Here is an 18,413-nt window from a genome sequence, read left to right on the forward strand (position 1 = left end):
CGGGCGGGCACGGCGGACCGGCGGGCGGTCGCGGGGCGGCCGGGACGCCGGGCGCGGCGGGCGCCGCGGGAGGCGCGGGCGCCGGAGCGGGCGCCGGCCAGGGGGCCGAGGACCAGGAGCACCAGTCCAAGTACCTCATCCCCACCGACGACTACTTCGACGACGAGCGGCTCGTCGCCCCACCCACCATCGGCGAGTAGGGGCGAATGAGCACCATCGCGACGCTGTCCCCGCCCGCGTTCGAGGTCCTCTGGGAGGACCTGCGGGCGGGCTCGGTGCCCTACCCGTTCGACATCCCCCCGCACGGCGCGACCCTGGACGAGCGCGCCCGGATCCGGGCGGACGCGCACACCGACCTCGAACGCCGTGGCCTGGCCCGGCGCGGCCGCCCGGAACCGGACCTGGAGGACGCGCTGCGCCTGCTGGCCGACCCGGAGACCGCGATCACCGTGCTGGGCGTGCCGGACGTGGCGAAGGACGACCTGCTGCGCGCCCTGGTGGCGGCGCGCGGCCGGTACGCGGTGCTCGCCGTCCAGGGACCGGACGGCGTGCGGCTCGACCTGCTGCGCGACGTCGGCCTGGCCCAGGCGGCGGTGAGCGTGCTGCCGCCGCGCCCGCCGGGTCCCGGCCGGCCGGTCACCGTGCCGGCCTCGGCCCTCCAACCCCAGCCGCGGCAGGGCTTCCGGCAGACCGTGCGCGGCGGGAACGACGACGTCCGGGTGCTGCGGGAGATGCTGGCCGGCCCGATCACGGGCACCGGCCACCTCACCGCGACACCCCGGCGCCGACCGGACCGGCCCGCCCCGCCCGCCGTCACCTGGATCGACACGCCGCGCGGCCGGTACGCGAGCATGGGCACCGACTGGCTCACCGTCGCGCCGGCCGACCACGGGGGGCTCGTGCGCAGGCTCAGCCAGGCGCTCGCGCCGACAGCCCGGTGACGAACGACTCCAGCGCCAGCTCGAAGCTGTCGTGGTCCAACTCCTGCGCCACGCCCGGCAGCAGGTGGGCCTTGTCCAGGTTCGGGTACCGGCCCCGGTAGAGGGTCTGGTCCTCGGAGAAACCGCTGGAGAACGTGCTCAGCGCCGCGCCGAACACCAGGTACATCAGCCCGGCGGCGATCATGGTGGCCTCCCGCCGCGACCAGCCGGCCGCCACCAGCCCGCCGTGCACGAGGTCCAGGCGCCGCAGGGACGCCTCGCGGTGCGCGGGTCCGTAGGCGAGGAACGGGACGATGTTGGGGTGCCGGGCCAGCGCCGACCGGTAGGACCACGCGGCGCTGCGCAGGCCACCGCGCCAGTCGCCGCCGTCGAAGCCGGACACGTCGACCTTCTCCAGGATCTCCGCCGCGACCTCGTGCAGCAGGTCGTCCTTCGTGCTCACGTGCCCGTACAGGGACGCCGCCTGGACGCCCAGCTCGCCGGCCAGTTTCCGCATCGACAGGCCGTCCAGCCCGTCACGGTCGATGATGTGCAGGGCGGCGGTCCGGATGCGCGAGGCGCTCAGGATCGGGTTCCTCGGCATGTCGCTCCCCTTGCCCACGGGTCTGGTCCGCGCCTAGGTTAGATAACCTAACACCGTTCGTTTAGGAGGACACCGGGGTGGATCTGCGCATCTCCGACGAGCACCGGCAGCTGCGGGAGCTGGCGCACCGGTTCACCGAGGAGCGCGTCGTCCCGCACGCCGCCCGCTGGGACCGCGACGAGGCGATCGACCGCGACCTGGTGCCGGCGCTCGGCGAGGTGGGCTTCCTGGGCCTGGGCGTGCCCGAGGAGCTCGGCGGCTCGGGCGGCGACCACCTGGCGTACTGCCTGGTCCTGGAGGAGATCGCGCGCGGCGACTCGGCCGTGCGCGGCATCGTCTCGGTCTCCCTCGGCCTGGTCGCCAAGTCCATCGCCGGGTACGGCACCGACGCCCAGCGGCAACGCTGGCTGCCCGACCTGTGCGCGGGCCGCGCCCTGGGCTGCTTCGGCCTCACCGAACCCGGCACGGGCTCCGACGCGGCCTCCCTGACCACCAGGGCCGTGCGGGACGGCGACGACTGGGTCGTCACCGGCCGCAAGGTGTTCATCACCAACGGCACCTGGGCCGACGTGGCGCTCGTCTTCGCCCGGACGGGTGGTCCCGGCGCGCGGGGCATCACCGCCTTCCTCGTGCCGACCGACTCGCCCGGCTTCACCGCCACCGAGATCCGCGGCAAGCTCGGGATGCGCGGCCAGGCCACCGCCGAGCTGGCCCTCGACGGCGTCCGGGTCCCCGACGGGCACCGGCTCGGCGAGGAGGGCCGGGGCTTCCGGATCGCCATGGCGGCGCTGGACCGCGGCCGGATGTCCGTGGCCGCGGGCTGCGTCGGCGCGGCGCGCGGCGCGCTGGAGGCCGCCGTGGGCTACGCCAAGCAGCGCGAGCAGTTCGGCAAGCCCATCGCGAGCTTCCAGCTCGTGCAGGAGCTGCTCGCCGACATGGCCGTGGAGACCGACGCGGCCCGCCTGCTCACCTGGCGCTGCGCCGACCTGGCCGACCGGGGCGAGCCGTTCGGCACCGAGGCGTCCATGGCCAAGCTCTACGCCAGCGAAGCCTCCGTGCGGGTGGCCGACCGGGCGGTCCAGGTCTTCGGCGGCTACGGCTACACCGACGAGTACCCGGTGGGCAAGTACCTGCGGGACACCCGGGTCACGACCCTCTACGAGGGCACCAGCCAGATCCAGAAACTGCTCATCGGCCGGGCGCTGACCGGCATCAACGCGTTCGCCTAGGAGGACGGCATGGATTTCGGGCTCGACGAGGAGCAGCGGGAGATCCGGGAGTGGGTGCGGACCTTCGTGCGCCGGGAGGTGGCGCCCCTGGAACCGGAGGTGCTGCGCCGGGAGCGCGCGGGGCAGCCCGGCCTGACCCGGGACGAGCTGAAGGAGCTCCAGGACAGGGCCAAGGCCGCGGGCTTCTTCGGCCTGCTCACGCCCCAGGAGTACGGCGGCATGGAACTGGGCGCGGTGATGACCGCGCTGGTGGAGGCCGAGCTGGGGCGCACCTTCGTGCCGTTCCGGTTCGGGGGTTACGCGGACAACATCCTGTTCCACGGCAACGAGGAGCAGAAGCGGCGCTACCTGCTGCCCACGATCTCCGGCGAGCGGGTGTCGTGCTTCGCGATCACCGAGCCGGGCGCGGGCTCGGACGCCAAGGCCATCCGCACCTCCGCCCGCCGGGAGGGCGGCGACTGGGTGATCAACGGCGAGAAGACGTTCATCACCCAGGGCAACGAGGCCGACTTCGTGATGGTGTTCGCGGTGACCGACCGGGAGAAGGGCGCGGACGGCGGCGTCACCTGCTTCCTGGTCGACCGGGACATGGGGTGGAAGTCCGAGCCGATCCAGACCATGGGCCAGTGGGGTCCGGCGGCGCTGGTGTTCGACGAGGTGCGCGTGCCCGAGGAGAACGTGCTCGGCGAGGTCGGCAGGGGCTTCGACCTGGCCATGCAGTGGATCGGCCAGGGCCGCTACCTGCTGCCCGCGCGGGCGCTGGGCTCGTGCGAGCGGCTGGTGGAGATGGCGGTCGAGCAGGCCAACAACCGGATGACGTTCGGCCAGCCCATCGCCTCCTACCAGGCGATCCAGTGGATGCTGGCCGACTCGGCGGTGGAGATCGAGGCGCTGCGGTGGCTCGTGCTGCACGCGGCGTGGCTGGTGGACCAGGGCGCCGACTCCCGGCACGCGCAGAGCATGGCCAAGCTCTACGGCGGCATCAAGGCCAACGAGATCGTCGACCGGGTGCTCCAGATCCACGGCGGCATGGGGTACACGCGGGAGCTGCCGGTCGAGCGCTGGTACCGGGAACTGCGGCTGCTGCGGATCTACGAGGGCACGGACGAGATCCAGCGGCGCACGATCGCGCGCAACCTGCTCAAGGGGCACGCGAAGGTGACCGGCAGCCTGGGTTGAGCCGCGGGTGCCCGGCGCGGGTGGTCTCCCCCGCGCCGGGCACCGCGACGGCGGTCACGTGGACGACTCACCGCCGGCGCCCGGGTCCAGGTCGGCGAACCCCGCACGGGTCCGGGTCGAGCGGGTCCGGGTGGACTGGTCCGAGGTGGACAGGTCCCGGTCGGACCGGTCCGGAGTGGACGGACCGGTCGTCGCGGGTCCGGTGTGGTCGGTGTTCGTGGTGGCTCCTCACCGGTCCGGACGAGGACCGGCCTCAACGGCCCGCCCGAGCCCGCCGCGTGAACCGCCGGTGAACCCGCCGGGACGCCGTCAGCCCAGGCTGGTGAGCATCTGCGCGCACACCCGCGCCAGGTGCCGGCGCATCGCGTCCGAGGCGGGCCCCGGCTCCCCCGCCGCCACGGCGGCCACCAGCGCGTCGTGGTCGTCGAGGGAGGCGTGCTGGTGCGGCGGGTCGTCGCGGAGCCCGCTGCGCAGCAGCACCACCCGCTGCTGCACCAACCGCACCTGCTCGGCGATCCGGGGGCTGCGGGCCGCGTCCAGCAACGACTGGTGGAACGCCAGGTCCAGCCGGTAGGGGAAGCGCTCCCCCGCCGAGTAGGCCCGGCGCGACTCCTCGCACACCGCCCGCAGCCGCACCACGTCCGCCTCGGTCCGCCGCGACGCCGCGAGCCCGGCCGCCGCGCACTCCAGCGCCGTGCGCAGCTCGAACAGCGCCCGCACCTCGTCCGCGTCGGCGGTCGGCACGGACGCGCCCCGGTGGGGCACCAGCACCAGCAGCCCCTCCGACGCCAGGTGGCGGATCGCCTCGCGCAACGGCCCGCGCGAGATGCCCAGGCGCTGGGCCAGCTCGACCTCGTTGACCCGCGTCCCGGCCGGGATCTCGCCGGTCAGCACCAGCTCGCGGAGCACTTCCACGGCCTGGCCGGCCAGGCTCAGGTGCAGGGGTGGTGTCACGTACGTCTCCTAGCGCCGACGGACCACCCCCATGTTAACTGTCGACAGTTGGCAGCGGCGCTGTGGAGGGACGCATGGCACACGATCTGGTCGCCGAGGTCTGGCGGAACGGGTTCCTGGAGTCCGTGCACCACGGCTCGGTCATCGCGCTGGACCGGGACGGCCGCGAGGCGCTGGTCGTGGGCCAGCCCCACGACACCGCCTACCCGCGCTCGTCCAACAAGCCGGTCCAGGCGCTCGCCATGCTCCGCCACGGCCTCGACCTCGACGGCGAGCTGCTGGCCCTGGCGTGCGCGAGCCACTCGGGCGAGGACTTCCACGTGGCCGGCGTGCGCCGGGTGCTGCACGCGCACGGCCTCGACGAGGACGCGCTCCAGTGCACCCCCGGCCTGCCCATCGGCGAGGAGGCGCTGCGGGCCCACCTCGCCGCCGGGCGCGGCGCCGCCCCCCTCTACATGAACTGCTCGGGCAAGCACGCCGCCATGCTCGCCACCTGCGTGGTCAACGGCTGGTCCACGCGCGACTACCTCGACCCGGGCCACCCGCTCCAGCGCGCCGTCCGCGACACCCTGGCGGAACTGGCCGGCGAACCCATCGGCGCCGAGGGCGTGGACGGCTGCGGCGCGCCGCTGCTCGGCATCAGCCTCAAGGGCCTGGCCAGGGCGTTCAGCACGATCGCCGGCGCCGCCGAGGGCAGCCACGAGCACCGCGTCGCCCGAGCCATGAGCCGTTACCCGGAGTGGGTCGGCGGCACGGGCCGCGACGTCACCGAGCTCATGCGGGCCGTCCCGGGCGCGGTGGCCAAGGACGGCGCCGAGGGCGTGTACGCGGTGGGCCTGCCCACCGGGGAGGCCGTGGCCTGCAAGATCGCCGACGGCTCCAGCCGCGCGCGGGCCGTGGTCGTGGTGGCCGCGCTGCGCAGGCTGGCCGTGGACGCGCCGGACGGGCTGGCCACGTCCCCGGTGCTCGGCCACGGCCGCGTGGTCGGCGCGGTGCGGCCGTCACCCGTCCTCACCGGCTGACCCGGCACGGGTTGAAACGCCGGCTACCCTGGCTGCATGGCCAGTGCCCGAGCCGCCGACTTCCCCGACGACCGGCCGCGCGACCCGTCCGAGGACCGGTTGGACGACGAGCTGATCGGCTTGGACCCCGACGACCCGGAAACCAGGGCGTTCGCCGACCACCTGGGCCGGATGCAGCGCGTGCAGCCCAACTTCACCGTGGAGGGCTCCCTCGCGGGCGTCTCGGACTTCGCGGACTCCGCCAACCGGGCCGGTGGGCTCCGGCGGCTGATCGCCGTGGTCGTGGTCGGCCTGATGCTGCTCGGGGTGGGTGTGAGCGTCTGGTACTACCTCGGCGACCTGCTCGCCGTCCTGTTCGGCTGACATCGATTAATGTGGAGGTATGGAACCTGTCGTCGGCGCCACCCCGAAGGTGGTTCGCTCCGAACTGGAGTGGCGGGAGATCCTGTCCCCCAAGGAGTACGCGGTGCTGCGCGAGGCGGGCACCGAGCCCGCGTGGACCGGTGAGTACACCGACACCAAGGCCGAGGGCGTCTACGCCTGCCGCGGCTGCGGGACCGAGCTGTTCCGCAGCGAGACCAAGTTCGACTCGCACTGCGGCTGGCCGTCGTTCTACTCGCCGCAGGCCGGTGACGCGGTGATCCTGCGGGAGGACCGGGCCCACGGGATGGTCCGCACCGAGGTCCTGTGCGCCCACTGCCACAGCCACCTCGGGCACGTCTTCGAGGGCGAGGGCTACGCCACGCCGACCGACCAGCGCTACTGCATCAACTCGGTCAGTTTGCGTCTGGTCGAGCACCCCGCCGATCCAGCAGACTGATGGTCCTGCTCGGAACGATGGCGGAAGCCACACTGGGAGGAAACATGCTCATCTTCAAGGGCACGGACGGCGAGGGCTCCGGCGGCGTGGACGGCGCTTCGTCCTCCTGAGATCGATCGAGGCCCCGGGACCCGGACGCCCCGCGGCGTCCCCGGTCCCGGGGCCTTCTCGCGGGTCGGGCTGTCAACCCTAAGGCTTGCTCAAGCACTCTTGATGGCGTGTGGTCTTGAGCACACCATTACCTCCTGGCTGGTGGACCCCTGGTTCCACCAAGGCCCACAGGGGGTGGACCGTGGAGCGACCGTGGGGCTTGTCCGGCCCGGAGTTCCTGGAGTGGTACTGGATCGCGCTGGCGGTGTCGTCGGCGTTCGCGGTCCTCGTGCGGGTGTTCCTGAGGGGGACGCGGGGAGGCTTCTCCGCGCACGTGCCCGACCTGCTCGACATCGCCTACCTGACCGGCGGTCCGCGCCGGGTGGTGGAGGCGTCGGTGGCGCGGCTGATCGCGTCGGGCGCGCTGGTGCCGGCCCGGAGCGGGGCCGTGCGGATCGCGGGTGCGCCGGGGGCCGGGCACCCGGTCGACCGGGCCGTGCTGGCGGACGTGGCGCACTACCGCAAGAGGACGCTGCACCTGCTGTTCGAGTCGGCGTCGGAGCTCGCGGCGGCGCGGGCGGTGGGGAGCCGGCTGGTCCACGAGGGATTCCTGGTGGAGCCGGGTCGGGCCAGGTGGGCGGTGCGCCTGGGGGCGGTGCCCGCGGTGCTGGTCTTCGCGGTCGGCGTGGTGCGCTGGTCGACCGAGCTGGCCGCGGGCCTGGCGGTGTGGGGGTTGACGTTGTCGCTGCCGGTGGGCGGGTTGCTGGTGCTCCTGGTGGCGAGGGTCCGGGTGCCGATGCGCACCGCGCGCGGTGGTGCCGCGGTGTCGAGGGCTCGCGCGGGGGAGGTCGGCGGGGGGTGGGACTCGGCGGGGGAGGCCGAGGTGGTCGCCCTCAAGGGTTTCGACGCCCACCCCAACGTCGTGCTGCGCGTCGCGGCCCGCACGCACCCGTTCGCCGCGGCCCGGGTGTCGGTGGGCTCGCGCCCGGGGCGGTCGCGGTCGTCGGCGTCCGGTTCGGCGGTGCTGGGCACCAGCGGTTGCGGTGGGGGCGGCAGCAGTTGCGGCGGCGGTGGTAGCAGCTGCGGCGGTGGGGGCGGCTGTGGTGGCGGTGGCGGCGGCTGCTGAGAGGGTAGGCCGTGGGCTTCCCGTGGTGGTACGGCGCGGCGTTGGCCGTCGCGCTGGTGGTCGGGCTGCGGCTCAAGCGGGTCACCGGTGCCGCGCCCGGCCGGGTGCTCGGGTTCGAGGAGGTCGGGTACCTCGGGGGCGGGCCGGTGCGGGCGGTCGAGGTGGCCGTGGCGGGGTTGGTCGCCGACAACCGGGCGCGGGTCTCGGGCTCGGTGGTGACCGCGGTCCCGGCCGTGGCCGGTGACGGGAGCGGTCCGACGACGGCGTTGCAGGCGGCGGTGCTGGCCCGGCTGCCGCGGGACCTGGACGACCTGGTGGTCGGTGCGGCCACCAGCGGCCCGGCGCGGCGGATCGGCGCGCGCCTGGTCGCGGAGGGCCTGCTGGTGGCGCCCCGTCGCCGCCTGGTCCGGGCGGTGTCGGCCGTGCTGCCGCTCGGGCTGGTGGCGGTGGTGGAGGTGCTCGCCGGTCCCGGCGGTTGGCCGACGGTGACCGCGCTGTCCGTCACCGGTGTGCTGGCGGTCGTGCTGCTGTTGGGCCCGCCACCCGTGCTGACCAGGCACGGAGCGCGGGCGTTCGCCCAGGCCACGGCAGGTCTGGCCCCGGTCGACCCGGCCGAGGTGACGGCCCGTTACGGCCTGCCGCGAACCACCGCCCCGTCCGTGCCGCACAGGGGGTCGGCACGGACGGGGACGGTGGGTCACGACGTGGTGTTCGACGGGGAACGGGCGGAACCGATCACCCGTCCGGACGCGTCTGACGCACCGCGTCCGCGGCGCGGACGTGCGTCGGCGGTGGAACCGCGGCGCTGGAGCCGCCGCAACGGGTGGTTGGTCGCGGGTGGGTGGTTCGCGGGCGGGTGGTTGGCCGGCGAGTACCTGACGGGTGATGGGTGGGAGGGCGGCGACGGTGGTGGATTCGTGGATCCCGGCTCCGGCGGGTTCGACGGGGGTGGGGGGTTCGGCGCCTGAGCCGGGGGTGGAGGAGCAGGCGCTCCTGATGGCCGGCCCGGGACGCGCGGCGGAGGTCGCGCTGGTGTCGCTGGTCGAGGCGGGCGCGGCGCGGATCTCGCGCGACGGCAAGGTCAGCGCGGTGCACGTGCCCGGTCGGGCGTGGAGCCCGTTGCAGGCGCGGGTGCTGCGGACGCTGCCGCAGTCGATGGGCGCGACCGTCGCCGCGGTGGCGGCCGGCGAGGAGGCCCGGGTCATGTGGCAGGGCCTCGTGGCCCGCGGCTACCTGACCCCGCCGGGGCGACGGGCTGCGGTGCGGTGGCTGCGGCGGTCGCTGCTGCTGGCGGCGATCGTGCTGCTGGTGCTCAACTTCGTGCTGGACGTGCCGTTCGTCGTGGTCGCGGCGGGGCTGGTGGGCGCGCTGATCGCCTCGATCGTGGTCGGCCGGTCCGGGCGGCCGCTGACGGGGGCGGGGCAGGAGGTGGCGCGCCGGCTGCGGCTGGCGGCGGCGGCAGCGGCGGACCGGCAGGTGGGGTCACCCGGGCGGCCGAAGTCGGCTCCGGACTGGATGGCGTCCCCGGAGTGGACCGCGGCCGACCGGCTGGTGCTGGTGGCCTGCCACGGGCTGCTGGGTCGGATCGGGTCGCGGTACGTGTGGCAGGTGCTGCGCATCGAGGCGAGGGCGGCCGCGACGCTGCGCCGGCGACGGCGGGGGCAGGGCGGTGACGGCGGGGGATCCTCGTGCGGTGGTGGGTGCGGCAGTTGTTCGGGTGGTAGCAGTGGCGGCGGTTGTGGTGGTGGGGGTGACAGCGGGTCGAGCAGTGGTGGGTCGTCCTGCGGCGGCGGTGGGGGCTGTGGTGGCGGTGGTGGGGGCGACTGATCCGGCCGGGCCGGGCTGGCTGGGCGGCGGGGCTTGGCGGCAGGGCTTGGCAGCTGGCGGCGGGTTGGTCGGTTGGGGTTCGGCTGGCCGGTGGCCGGTCGGCGGGTGGTGAGATGGCCGGCCGGCGGGGCTTGGCAGTTGGCGGGGTGGTCGGCCGGCCGGGTGTGGTCGATTGGCAAGGCGGTCGGTCGGCGGCGAGGGTGGGTCGGCGGAGCGGGCGGTCGGGGTGGGGTGATTGATCGCGTGCGGGTCGGGTCCAGGTCGCGTGCGGGTCGGGTCGGGTCGGGTGGTGCGGTGGTTGGCGGGGGTTCCTTCATATTTAACCGAGTGGCTTGACCCCCGTTTCCGTACATCGATCACTCGATCGTGTAGCAAGAAGCACATAACAGCAGGTCAGGGAGGCAACCGTGCAGAGGCTGGGTGTGGGCATCGGGTGGCGGCCCGAGATCGACCTGACCGTTGAGCGCCTCCCCGGCGTGGATTTCGTCGAGGTGGTCGCCGAGAACCTCCACGTCGGCCACCTCCCCGAGTCCGTCCTGCTCCTGCGCGAGCGCGGCCTCCCCGTCCTCCCCCACGCGGTCTCCCTCTCGCTGGGCGGGGCCGACCCCGTGGACGCCGACCGGGTCGCCCACCTCGCCTCCCTCGCCGAGGCCCTGGACGCCCCGCTGGTCAGCGACCACGTCTGCTTCGTGCGCGCGGGCGGCCTGGACTCCGGCCACCTCATGCCCCTCCCCCGCACCCGCGACGCCCTCGACGTCCTGGTCGCGAACGTCACCGCGGTCCAGCGCGACCTGCCCGTCCCGCTCGCCCTGGAGAACGTGGCCGCCCTCCTTGAGTGGCCCGACGGGGAGCTGACCGAGGGCCAGTTCCTCGCCGACCTGGTCGAGCGGACCGGGTGCCACCTCCTGATCGACGTGGCGAACCTCTACGCCAACGCCCGCAACCTGGGCACCGACGTGGACCGCTTCCTCGACGAGATCCCGCTGGAGCGCCTCGCCTACGTCCACGTCGCGGGCGGTGCGGAGCACGCCGGGCTCTACCACGACACCCACGCCCACGCGGTCCCGCCGGAGGTCCTGGACGTGCTCGCCCGCCTCCGCGCCCGCGTCGACCCGCCGGGTGTGCTGCTGGAGCGCGACGACGACTACCCGTCCGACGCGGAGCTGGCCGGCGAGCTCGCCGCGATCCGGGCGGTGCTGGGGTGACCCGGCCCCAGCGCGACCGGCTGGCCGCCGCCCAGGCCGAGTTGCTCCGAGCCCTGCTGGCGGGTGGTTCCGCCCCGCCGGGGTTCGCCGCCGACCGCGTCGAGGTCGAGCGGCGGGCGCTGCTCAACAAGCGCCGCGGCATCGTGGCCTCGTTGCGGCCCGAGGTGGCCGCGGAGCTGGGGAACCGGTTCCGGCCGCTGTTCGACGAGTACGCGGGACTACACCCCAGGCGGGTGGGCACCCGGTTCCGGGAGGACGCCGCCGCGTTCGCCGAGTGGGCCGCCGCACGGGGTGAGCTGTCGCCCCCTCCGAGGAAGCGGTGGTGGCGGATCGGGAGCCGGGCCACCTGAAGCCGGGCCACCTGGGCGAGACCGCGCAACCTGGGCGAGGCCGCGTTCCGTCCTGCGGGTGTGTCCAAGCGAAGCTCGGGACGTAAGGCGGGCCAGGTGCCGGGGCGCACGGGAAACCGCCTGCCGAAGCCGGTCGCGGTGACGGCGCTGGCGCTGGCGCTCGCCTCGGGGTGCGGCGGGGAAGCCGCCCACGACTGCACGTTGATCGGCACGGCGGTGGGCATCGCGATCGACGTCCGCCACCCCGGTGTGGGGGACGTGGCCATCGAGGTCTGCCGGGACGGCTCGTGCGCTACCCCGGTCGTGGTGCTGCACCCGTCCGACCGGGTCGGCGAGACGACGTGCTCCGGCACCGCCCCGGACGACACGTGCGGCGCGCGGTCGGAGCCCACCGGTGAGCGGAGCGGTTTCGCGCAGGTGCCCGACCTGCCCGCCGAGCCGGTGCGCGTCCGCCTGTCGCTGACGGACCGATCCGGTTCTCCGCTGCCGGCGCGCGAGATCGTGGTGACGCCCGAAATGGCCTACCCCAACGGTCCGAACTGCCCAGCAGGTGGGCCACAGGCACGTATCTCCCTCGGGCCCGACGGCTCAGTCACCGAGCGGTAGGTAACCGGTTGCCGCGCTGAACCGGCCGGCCCTTCCGGCAGCTGGCGAACGCTCGCGTCGGGGACGGGCGTGCGCAAGGTGTGGCTGGACGGCGTGCGCAGGCGGGGCGGGCGGCAGGCGACCCGATGACCCCGGAGGGCGTCGGCGGCCGGGCGTGGACCGCGGCGCCGGTGTCGGGCGGGGTGGCGCAGGTCGCCAACCCCGGACGCGGCCGGGTACGGGTCGGTGCGGGTGAAGGCGACCGACAGCGCCGGGAACACCCTGGAGCACACCGTGGTCCGCGCCCACCGGATTCGGCCGGCGGGGAGGGGCGTGCCGGGAGGGCGGGGGTCCTCCCGGCACGCCGCCCACCACGCAACGCGACCACCGGTGGTGCGTTCGGGTGACCGAACACCCCTCCAAGAGACGCTGACCTCACCCTGACGGGTGGATAGCGTCGAGGGCCGTTGGGGGGCTCCGCCACTTCCGGTACACCGCCACCGCGGGTCTGCGGCGCCTCCCGATCGCGCGATCACCAGCGCACCACCGGATTCGGGAGACACCTGTGTTCAGACCACGAAAGCGCGGTAAAGCCCCCTGCGCGGCCGTCCTGGCGGCCGTGCTCGCCGCCGGCGCCGCCACCGCCACGACCGCGACCGCGACCGGCACCGGGGCCGCTCCCGGCGCGCAACCGTCGGGGGCGCCGCCGCAGCAGCACACCGTCACCCTGGTCACCGGCGACCGGGTCGTGGTGACCGGCGAGGCGATCGGCGCGTTCCGGCCGGGCCCCGGCCGCGGCTCGGTCGGCTTCCACTCGCTGCACCGCGACGGCCGGTTGCACGTCGTCCCGGACGACGTCGCGAAGGACCTCGCCCGGGGCAGGCTCGACCCGCGGCTGTTCGACGTCACCGGCCTGGTCGAGGCCGGCTACGACGACTCCCGGCGCGACACCGTGCCGCTGATCGTCACCGGCGACGCCGCCGGTCCCCTCGCCGCGACCGCCGCCGGCTCCCCCGCCGCCCTGGCGCTGCCCGCCGCCGACGCGGTGGCCGTGCAGGTGGCCAAGACCAGCGCGGTGTTCCGGGACCTGCTCGACGACCCGGGCGTGCGCAAGATCTGGCTGGACGGCGTGCTGCGCCCCACCCTGGACCGCTCCACCGCCCAGATCGGCGCGCCCACCGCGTGGCGGGCCGGCCTGACCGGCGAGGGCGTGAAGGTCGCCGTGCTCGACGGCGGCGTGGACGGCGACCACCCCGACCTCCGGGGCCGGGAGGTCGCCCAGCGGAACTTCACCGACCACCCGGACAGCGCCGACCTCGACGGCCACGGCACGCACGTCGCGGCCACCATCGCCAGTCGTGACCGCCGGTACCGGGGCGTGGCCCCCGACGCGCGCATCCTGGACGGCAAGGTCTGCGTCGACAACGGCTGCCCCGAGTCCTGGGTGCTGGCCGGGATGCAGTGGGCCGTCGAGCAGGGCGCGGACATCGTGAACCTCAGCCTCGGCGGCTACGACTCGCCCGGCGTGGACCCGCTGGAGGAGGCGGTCAACCGCCTGAGCGAGGAGACCGGGACGCTGTTCGTCGTCGCGGCGGGCAACTCCGGCCGGCGCGGCTCGATCAACTCGCCGGGCAGCGCGGACGCCGCCCTCACCGTCGGCGCGGTCCGACACGACGACGACCTGGCCCACTTCTCCAGCCGCGGCCCCCGCAACGGCGACGGCGCGGTCAAGCCCGACCTCACCGCGCCCGGCCTGAACATCGTCGCCGCCCGCGCCGCCGGGGCCACCATCGGCACCCCGGTCGGCCGGCGGCACCTGTCCCTGTCCGGCACCTCGATGGCCACCCCGCACGTCGCGGGCGCGGCCGCGCTGCTGGCCCAGCAGCACCCCGACTGGACCGGCGCGCAGCTCAAGTCCGTGCTGATGTCCTCCGCCAAGCCCCACCCGGACCTGACCGTGTTCGACCAGGGCACCGGCCGGGTCGACCTGACCCGCGCCATCTCCGCCACCGTCGGCGCCGCGCCGGTCGGCGTCACCTTCCCCGAGCAGCAGTGGCCGCACCACGACGACGCACCCGCCACCAGGACCGTCACCTACCGCAACAGCGGTGACCGGCCGGTCACCCTCGACCTCTCGGTCGACCTGCGCGGCCCCGACGGCCGGCCCGCGCCCGAGGGCCTGCTGACCGTCAGCCCGACCACGCTCACCGTGCCCGCCGGCGGCGAGGCCGCCACGACCGTCACCGCGGACACCCGCGTGGGCGCGGTCGACGGCGTGTTCTCCGGCGTCGTGGTCGGCGGGCCCACCCGCACCCCGGTGAGCCTGGCCCGGGAGGTCGAGAGCTACGACGTGTCGATCTCGCACGTCGACGCCGAAGGCAACCCCGCGGTGGACCACACGACCGCGATCGTCGGCATGGACAACGACGTCTACGAGACCCTGTACGACTTCGACGGCACGCCCACCGTGCGCGTGCCCAAGGGCGAGTACCTGGCGCGTTCGGTCGTGCGCACCGGGGACCGGGTCGCGGTGCTCGGCCGGCCGGTGCTGACCGTCGACGGCGGGCACACCTCGTTCGGCTTCGACGCGGGCGTGGCGCGGCCGATCCACGTCGCGCCGCCCGCGCCGGGGGCGGTGGCGGCGATCAGCGACATCAACCTCTCCCGGGTGTACCGGGGCCGGCGCGTCACCCTCAACACCGCGTTCCTGTCCGGCTTCGACGGCATGTCGCTGGGCCACGTCGGTCAAACGCTGCCCCCGGACGAGCTGACCGTCTCGGTCGGCGCGCAGTTCAGCACCCCGCCGGTCGACGGCACGCCGGTGCACTACCGGTTCCGCTGGGTCGAGCAGGGCGCGGTGCCCACCGGCTACACCCGCACGCCCACCGAGGACGAGCTGGTCGAGGTGCGCACCGACTTCGCGCCCGCCCCCGCCGACCGCCTGCACCTGCACAGCGGCAGCGCCGGTCCCCTGGACGGCTCGGGCGGCTGGTCGGCGCTGCTGCCCGTGCCCGCGGGCGGCGAGGTGGTCGACCGCGTCACGCCGGAGGGGCTGACGTGGGGCTGGTCCTACCTGAGGCAGGCCCCCGACTACCGGACCGAGGCCGACTACTCCGGGCCGAACCGCGCCTACCGGGCGGGCGGCGACTACGCGGAGCGGTTCCTGCACCCGGTGCTCGGCCCCGGCCTGTCCGCGTTCCCGGCCACCTACCTGGGCCTGCACGAGGACCGCATCACCTCGCAGGTGCCGCTGTTCAACGACCGCGACGGCAACCTGGGCCGCGCCAACGGCACCTCGGCGCGCACCGCCCTGTACCGGGACGGGCGGCTGGTCGGGCTGGCCAAGGCCCCGGTGGCCGAGTTCAGCGTGCCGGCGGGCGAGGCCCGCTACCGGGTGGAGCACGAGATCACCCGGGACCCCGCGGCGTTCGAGCTGAGCACGCGGGTCGACGGCGCGTGGACGTTCCGCACGGACGTGCTGCCCGACGGCCAGGGCCGCAGGCTGCCGCTGTCGGTGGTCAGGTTCACCCCGGAGCTGGACGACACCGGCGGCGCGCCCGCCGGGCGCGTGCTGCGGGTGCTGCTGACCGTGGAGCAGCAGGACGGCGCGGACAACGGCGAGGTGCGCCGGGTCCGGGTCGAGGTGTCCTTCGACGACGGCGGGAGCTGGTCGACGGTGCCCGTGGTGGGCGACGCCGCCCTGGTCCGGCACCCGCACCGGGCCGGCTACGCCTCGTTGCGCGCCAGTGGCTCCGACAGCGACGGCAACACCTTCGAGCACACCGTGATCCGCGCCTACCGGATCGGCTGACCGGCACGGGGGCGCTCGCCGCACGGTGGGCGCCCCCACCCCGGGAACGGCGTGCCGGTCACCGCCTCCCCGCGCGGACCACCGTGCCCGGCGGCGCGGCGGTTGGCCGGTCTGCCGGCTCGGCGACACCTCCGGGCACACCGCGGTCCGCGCCCGCCGGATCAGCCGCCGGGAGGCGTCACCACGTGCCCCGGGGGATCACCACGTGTCCCGGCGGAAGATCGAACCGGTGCCCTCGTCCGGGTCCTCCTCCGCCGGCCGCCGCGCGGGCCGCGCCTGCGGGGCCGGGGGCTGCGGGGCGGGCGGCTGCTGCACCGGGGGCTGGGCGGGCGGCGGGTAGGCGGCCTGCTGCGGCGAGGCCGACTGGAGGAACTGGCCCTGCTGTTGCGGCTGCTGCGGCGGCGGGAACCCCGGCGGCGGGGCCTGCACCGGCGGCGTGGCGGAGACGCCCAGCTGCGACGGGTCGATCGAGCTGTCCTCCAGCAGCGGCGCGGCCAGGCCCTGGACCTGCTGGGCCGCCGCCGACGACGCCTGGAAGACCAGGTTCAGCAGGGTCGAGGCGAGCTGGCGGCCGCCGGCGCGCAGCGCCCGGTCGTCGATGCGCAGGTCGACGAGCTGGCCGTTGGCGGTCACGGTCGCGGTCAGCGTCCCGTCGGGCGACTGCCGGGTGACCCGCAGGTCGGCCAGCTGCCCCCGCAGGTCGTCGGCCTGCTGCTGCTTCTGCGCGGCGAGCCGGGTCAGCCGGTCCAGCTTCTGCTCCAGGTCTTCCCGCATCGCACCCTCGCTCCGTGGTCGGTGTCGGGTGGCAGGCTAGTGCACCGAACGGTGGATGATTTCCGGATCCGGTGGAACCGGCGCGGGCCTCCCGCCGTCGGAGCAACCGCAGCCGAAAGGGGGCGTGATGACGGCGAAGTTCGACGTCAGGCTTGAGGGCATCCTCGATTTCGCGGGCACGTCGGACCAGCGCGGGGACCGGTTCGACCAGGTCGTGGCCGCGCTGGAGGCGGCCCGGGTGGGGCGCGAGTCGTTCGGGAAGATGCCGTCCAGCGGCGAGATCTACGCGACCTACGAGGAGCGGGTGAACTCCACGCTGGCCGACCTCAGGGAGTGCGCCGAGGCGATGCGCGACATCGCCGAGTCGGTGCGCGACACCCACCAGGAGTACGTCAACCACGACACCGGCCTGGGCGCGCTCATGGACCAGGTCGCGCAGGGCCTGTCCGGCATCACCGTCCCGAAGGTGGGTTGATGAGCCCCAGCACGACCGTCGAGGTCAACAACAAGATCGAGACCTTCCTCAACGGCTGCCCCGGCCCCGTCCAGGGCATCATCCGGCCGCTGCTCACGCCGTTCCTGGAGGCGATCGACTGGGTCGCCGGCGACCCGGACGACCTGATCCGCGCCGCGGACGCGTGGGAGAAGGCCGCCACCGACATCCGCGCGATCGTGTCCGACGAGGCGAGCGCCCGGCAGGCCGTCACCGGTGTGTGGCAGGGCCCGGCGGCGGACAGCTTCAACACCAGGCTCACCGAGATCGAGGAGCAGGTCGACCAGCTCGCCCAGAACGTGCAGGACACGTCCGGGATGCTGGTGGAGGCCGCCAAGGGCTGCGTCGACGCGGCCAACCTGATCATCGACCTGGTGATCGACCTGATCATGATGCTGGTGACCGACCTGCTGGTCAGCCTCTCGCTGTCGGTGATCAGCTTCGGCGCCTCGCTGGCCGCCGGCGCCGCCGCGGCCGCCGCGAAGGCCGCCGCCACGCTGGGCAAGGTCATGAAGATCGTGAAGAAGCTGGCCGACCTGCTGATGAAGCTGTCGAACCTGCTGCGCAAGCTCGCCGACGCCGCCAAGGCGTACAAGGAGGGCCTGAAGGCGATCAAGGCCCTGAAGAAGGCCGCGGGCACCTTCAGCAAGGAGGGCATCGCCCTCGGCGTGATGAAGTCGGTCTACACCGCGCCGGTGCGCATCCCGCTCGGCCAGGCGATCGGCGAGCCCGTGCCCGGCGGCCCCGCGGGCGGCCTGCTCAACATGGGCAAGGAAGTCTACGACTACGCCACGGACGACAACTGATGCCGTTGGTCGACGACCTGGAGGTGTGGGGCGAGGACGCGCGGGCGGCGCTGCCGCCCGGCGAGGCCCTGCTCGCCCTCGCCTCGGTCGGCGTGGCCTACGGGGCGCGAGGCGGGGCCGAGCCGGACTTCTGGACCACCCCGGTGGGCCGGGCGACCGACCGGCTGGCCCGCGCGGTGCCCACCGAGGGCTGGGTCGGCAAGGCAGTGTCCGGCATCGGCGGCGTGGCCTTCGCCGCGCCGTCGCTGGACCTGCCCGCCGACTTCCCGGAGCGCTGGATCGGCGGGCGCACCTGCTTCGGGCCCGCCGGGTCCCTGGCCAGGCGGGTCGAGGCCGCCGCCACCGGGCACAGCTTCCTGGCCGTGACCGCGCGGCGGGTGGTGGTGCTGGTCAAGGACGACGAGCGGCTGCGGGAGGTGTGGAGCGCGCCGCGCGGGGACGTGGTGGCCGCCGAGCGCCGCCCCCGGCTGCTCGCGCGGGGGCGGTTCGGCCTGGTCTTCCGGGACGGCTCGTGGCTGGTGCTCGGCACGTTCGGCGCGCACGTCGGCAGCGCCCACGCCCGGAGGGTCGTCGCCGCGCTCGGCGGGGCCGCGTAGCCGGTCGCGCTCGGCGGGGCCG

At 74.8% G+C, this 18,413-nt stretch carries 19 protein-coding genes and 1 pseudogene; 17 read left to right on the plus strand and 3 right to left on the minus strand.

Features of this window, described 5'->3' with window-relative positions; all coding sequences use genetic code 11:
• Together ACFP3R_RS34620 and ACFP3R_RS34625 are read left to right on the plus strand one after the other, a co-directional pair.
• Positions 1–200 (plus strand): annotated as a pseudogene (locus tag ACFP3R_RS34620) (hypothetical protein); the annotation flags it as partial.
• 6 nt (positions 201–206) lie between these two features.
• Complete coding sequence (locus tag ACFP3R_RS34625) at positions 207–941, plus strand: ESX secretion-associated protein EspG (RefSeq protein ID WP_380642676.1); 735 nt, start codon at positions 207–209, stop codon at positions 939–941.
• Here the strand turns inward: ACFP3R_RS34625 and ACFP3R_RS34630 are convergent.
• Positions 910–1,524 carry a TetR family transcriptional regulator gene (locus ACFP3R_RS34630; protein ID WP_380642678.1) on the minus strand — a complete coding sequence of 205 codons (615 nt, stop codon included), beginning with the start codon at positions 1,522–1,524 and terminating at the stop codon, positions 910–912. The genes ACFP3R_RS34625 and ACFP3R_RS34630 overlap by 32 nt on opposite strands.
• A gap of 77 nt (positions 1,525–1,601) precedes the next feature.
• On the opposite strand from ACFP3R_RS34630, the gene ACFP3R_RS34635 reads away from it, so the two are divergent.
• Together ACFP3R_RS34635 and ACFP3R_RS34640 are read left to right on the plus strand one after the other, a co-directional pair.
• Complete coding sequence (locus ACFP3R_RS34635) at positions 1,602–2,753, plus strand: acyl-CoA dehydrogenase family protein (RefSeq protein WP_380642680.1); 1,152 nt, start codon at positions 1,602–1,604, stop codon at positions 2,751–2,753.
• A 9-nt stretch (positions 2,754–2,762) separates the two neighbouring features.
• Positions 2,763–3,932 carry an acyl-CoA dehydrogenase family protein gene (locus ACFP3R_RS34640; RefSeq protein WP_380642682.1) on the plus strand — a complete coding sequence of 390 codons (1,170 nt, stop codon included), beginning with the start codon at positions 2,763–2,765 and terminating at the stop codon, positions 3,930–3,932.
• Positions 3,933–4,241: 309 nt separating this feature from the next.
• On the opposite strand, the gene ACFP3R_RS34645 is transcribed toward ACFP3R_RS34640, so the two are convergent.
• Positions 4,242–4,886, minus strand: a complete 645-nt coding sequence (locus ACFP3R_RS34645; RefSeq protein WP_380642684.1) for a GntR family transcriptional regulator — start codon at positions 4,884–4,886, stop codon at positions 4,242–4,244.
• 74 nt (positions 4,887–4,960) lie between these two features.
• Between ACFP3R_RS34645 and ACFP3R_RS34650 the strand changes: the two genes are divergently transcribed.
• The 10 genes from ACFP3R_RS34650 to ACFP3R_RS34695 all read left to right on the plus strand — a co-directional run bounded on the left by ACFP3R_RS34650 (position 4,961) and on the right by ACFP3R_RS34695 (position 15,722).
• Positions 4,961–5,908, plus strand: coding sequence for an asparaginase (locus ACFP3R_RS34650; protein WP_380642686.1), 948 nt, complete (start codon positions 4,961–4,963; stop codon positions 5,906–5,908).
• 36 nt (positions 5,909–5,944) lie between these two features.
• Positions 5,945–6,271, plus strand: a complete 327-nt coding sequence (locus tag ACFP3R_RS34655; RefSeq protein WP_380642688.1) for a hypothetical protein — start codon at positions 5,945–5,947, stop codon at positions 6,269–6,271.
• Positions 6,272–6,290: 19 nt separating this feature from the next.
• Complete coding sequence (gene msrB / locus ACFP3R_RS34660) at positions 6,291–6,728, plus strand: peptide-methionine (R)-S-oxide reductase MsrB (protein ID WP_380642690.1); 438 nt, start codon at positions 6,291–6,293, stop codon at positions 6,726–6,728.
• Positions 6,729–7,020: 292 nt separating this feature from the next.
• The gene (locus ACFP3R_RS34665; protein WP_380642692.1) at positions 7,021–7,944 is read left to right on the plus strand and encodes a TIGR04222 domain-containing membrane protein; all 924 of its coding nucleotides are present in this window, start codon (positions 7,021–7,023) and stop codon (positions 7,942–7,944) included.
• A gap of 11 nt (positions 7,945–7,955) precedes the next feature.
• The gene (locus ACFP3R_RS34670; RefSeq protein WP_380642694.1) at positions 7,956–8,912 is read left to right on the plus strand and encodes a TIGR04222 domain-containing membrane protein; all 957 of its coding nucleotides are present in this window, start codon (positions 7,956–7,958) and stop codon (positions 8,910–8,912) included.
• The gene (locus ACFP3R_RS34675) at positions 8,830–9,771 is read left to right on the plus strand and encodes a TIGR04222 domain-containing membrane protein (protein ID WP_380642696.1); all 942 of its coding nucleotides are present in this window, start codon (positions 8,830–8,832) and stop codon (positions 9,769–9,771) included. Before ACFP3R_RS34670 ends, ACFP3R_RS34675 begins: the two co-directional genes overlap by 83 nt.
• A 407-nt stretch (positions 9,772–10,178) precedes the next feature.
• Positions 10,179–10,976 (plus strand): MbnB/TglH/ChrH family RiPP precursor modification enzyme, encoded by a 798-nt coding sequence (locus ACFP3R_RS34680; RefSeq protein WP_380642698.1) that lies wholly within the window; start codon positions 10,179–10,181, stop codon positions 10,974–10,976.
• Entirely contained in the window at positions 10,973–11,326 is a 354-nt protein-coding gene (locus tag ACFP3R_RS34685; protein WP_380642700.1) for an SCO6045 C-terminal-like domain-containing protein, read from the plus strand. Before ACFP3R_RS34680 ends, ACFP3R_RS34685 begins: the two co-directional genes overlap by 4 nt.
• Before the next feature lie 96 nt (positions 11,327–11,422).
• Positions 11,423–11,932, plus strand: coding sequence for a hypothetical protein (locus ACFP3R_RS34690; RefSeq protein WP_380642702.1), 510 nt, complete (start codon positions 11,423–11,425; stop codon positions 11,930–11,932).
• A gap of 544 nt (positions 11,933–12,476) precedes the next feature.
• Positions 12,477–15,722 carry a S8 family serine peptidase gene (locus tag ACFP3R_RS34695; protein WP_380642704.1) on the plus strand — a complete coding sequence of 1,082 codons (3,246 nt, stop codon included), beginning with the start codon at positions 12,477–12,479 and terminating at the stop codon, positions 15,720–15,722.
• A 198-nt stretch (positions 15,723–15,920) separates the two neighbouring features.
• Here the strand turns inward: ACFP3R_RS34695 and ACFP3R_RS34700 are convergent, their stop codons facing one another.
• The gene (locus ACFP3R_RS34700) at positions 15,921–16,496 is read right to left on the minus strand and encodes a YbaB/EbfC family nucleoid-associated protein (RefSeq protein WP_380642706.1); all 576 of its coding nucleotides are present in this window, start codon (positions 16,494–16,496) and stop codon (positions 15,921–15,923) included.
• Between the two features lie 127 nt (positions 16,497–16,623).
• Between ACFP3R_RS34700 and ACFP3R_RS34705 the strand changes: the two genes are divergently transcribed.
• From ACFP3R_RS34705 to ACFP3R_RS34715, 3 genes are read left to right on the plus strand one after another with little or no spacing between them, the layout of a single operon-like run.
• A complete protein-coding gene (locus tag ACFP3R_RS34705) occupies positions 16,624–16,971 on the plus strand; it encodes a hypothetical protein (protein ID WP_380642708.1) in 348 nt (115 codons plus the stop codon).
• On the plus strand, positions 16,971–17,795 hold the full coding sequence (locus ACFP3R_RS34710; RefSeq protein WP_380642710.1) for a WXG100 family type VII secretion target: 825 nt from the start codon (positions 16,971–16,973) through the stop codon (positions 17,793–17,795). Before ACFP3R_RS34705 ends, ACFP3R_RS34710 begins: the two co-directional genes overlap by 1 nt.
• Entirely contained in the window at positions 17,795–18,391 is a 597-nt protein-coding gene (locus ACFP3R_RS34715) for a hypothetical protein (protein ID WP_380642712.1), read from the plus strand. Before ACFP3R_RS34710 ends, ACFP3R_RS34715 begins: the two co-directional genes overlap by 1 nt.
• Positions 18,392–18,413: the final 22 nt, after the last annotated feature.

The sequence above is a fragment of the Saccharothrix lopnurensis genome, assembly GCF_042658445.1.
Lineage (GTDB): Bacteria > Actinomycetota > Actinomycetes > Mycobacteriales > Pseudonocardiaceae > Actinosynnema > Actinosynnema lopnurensis.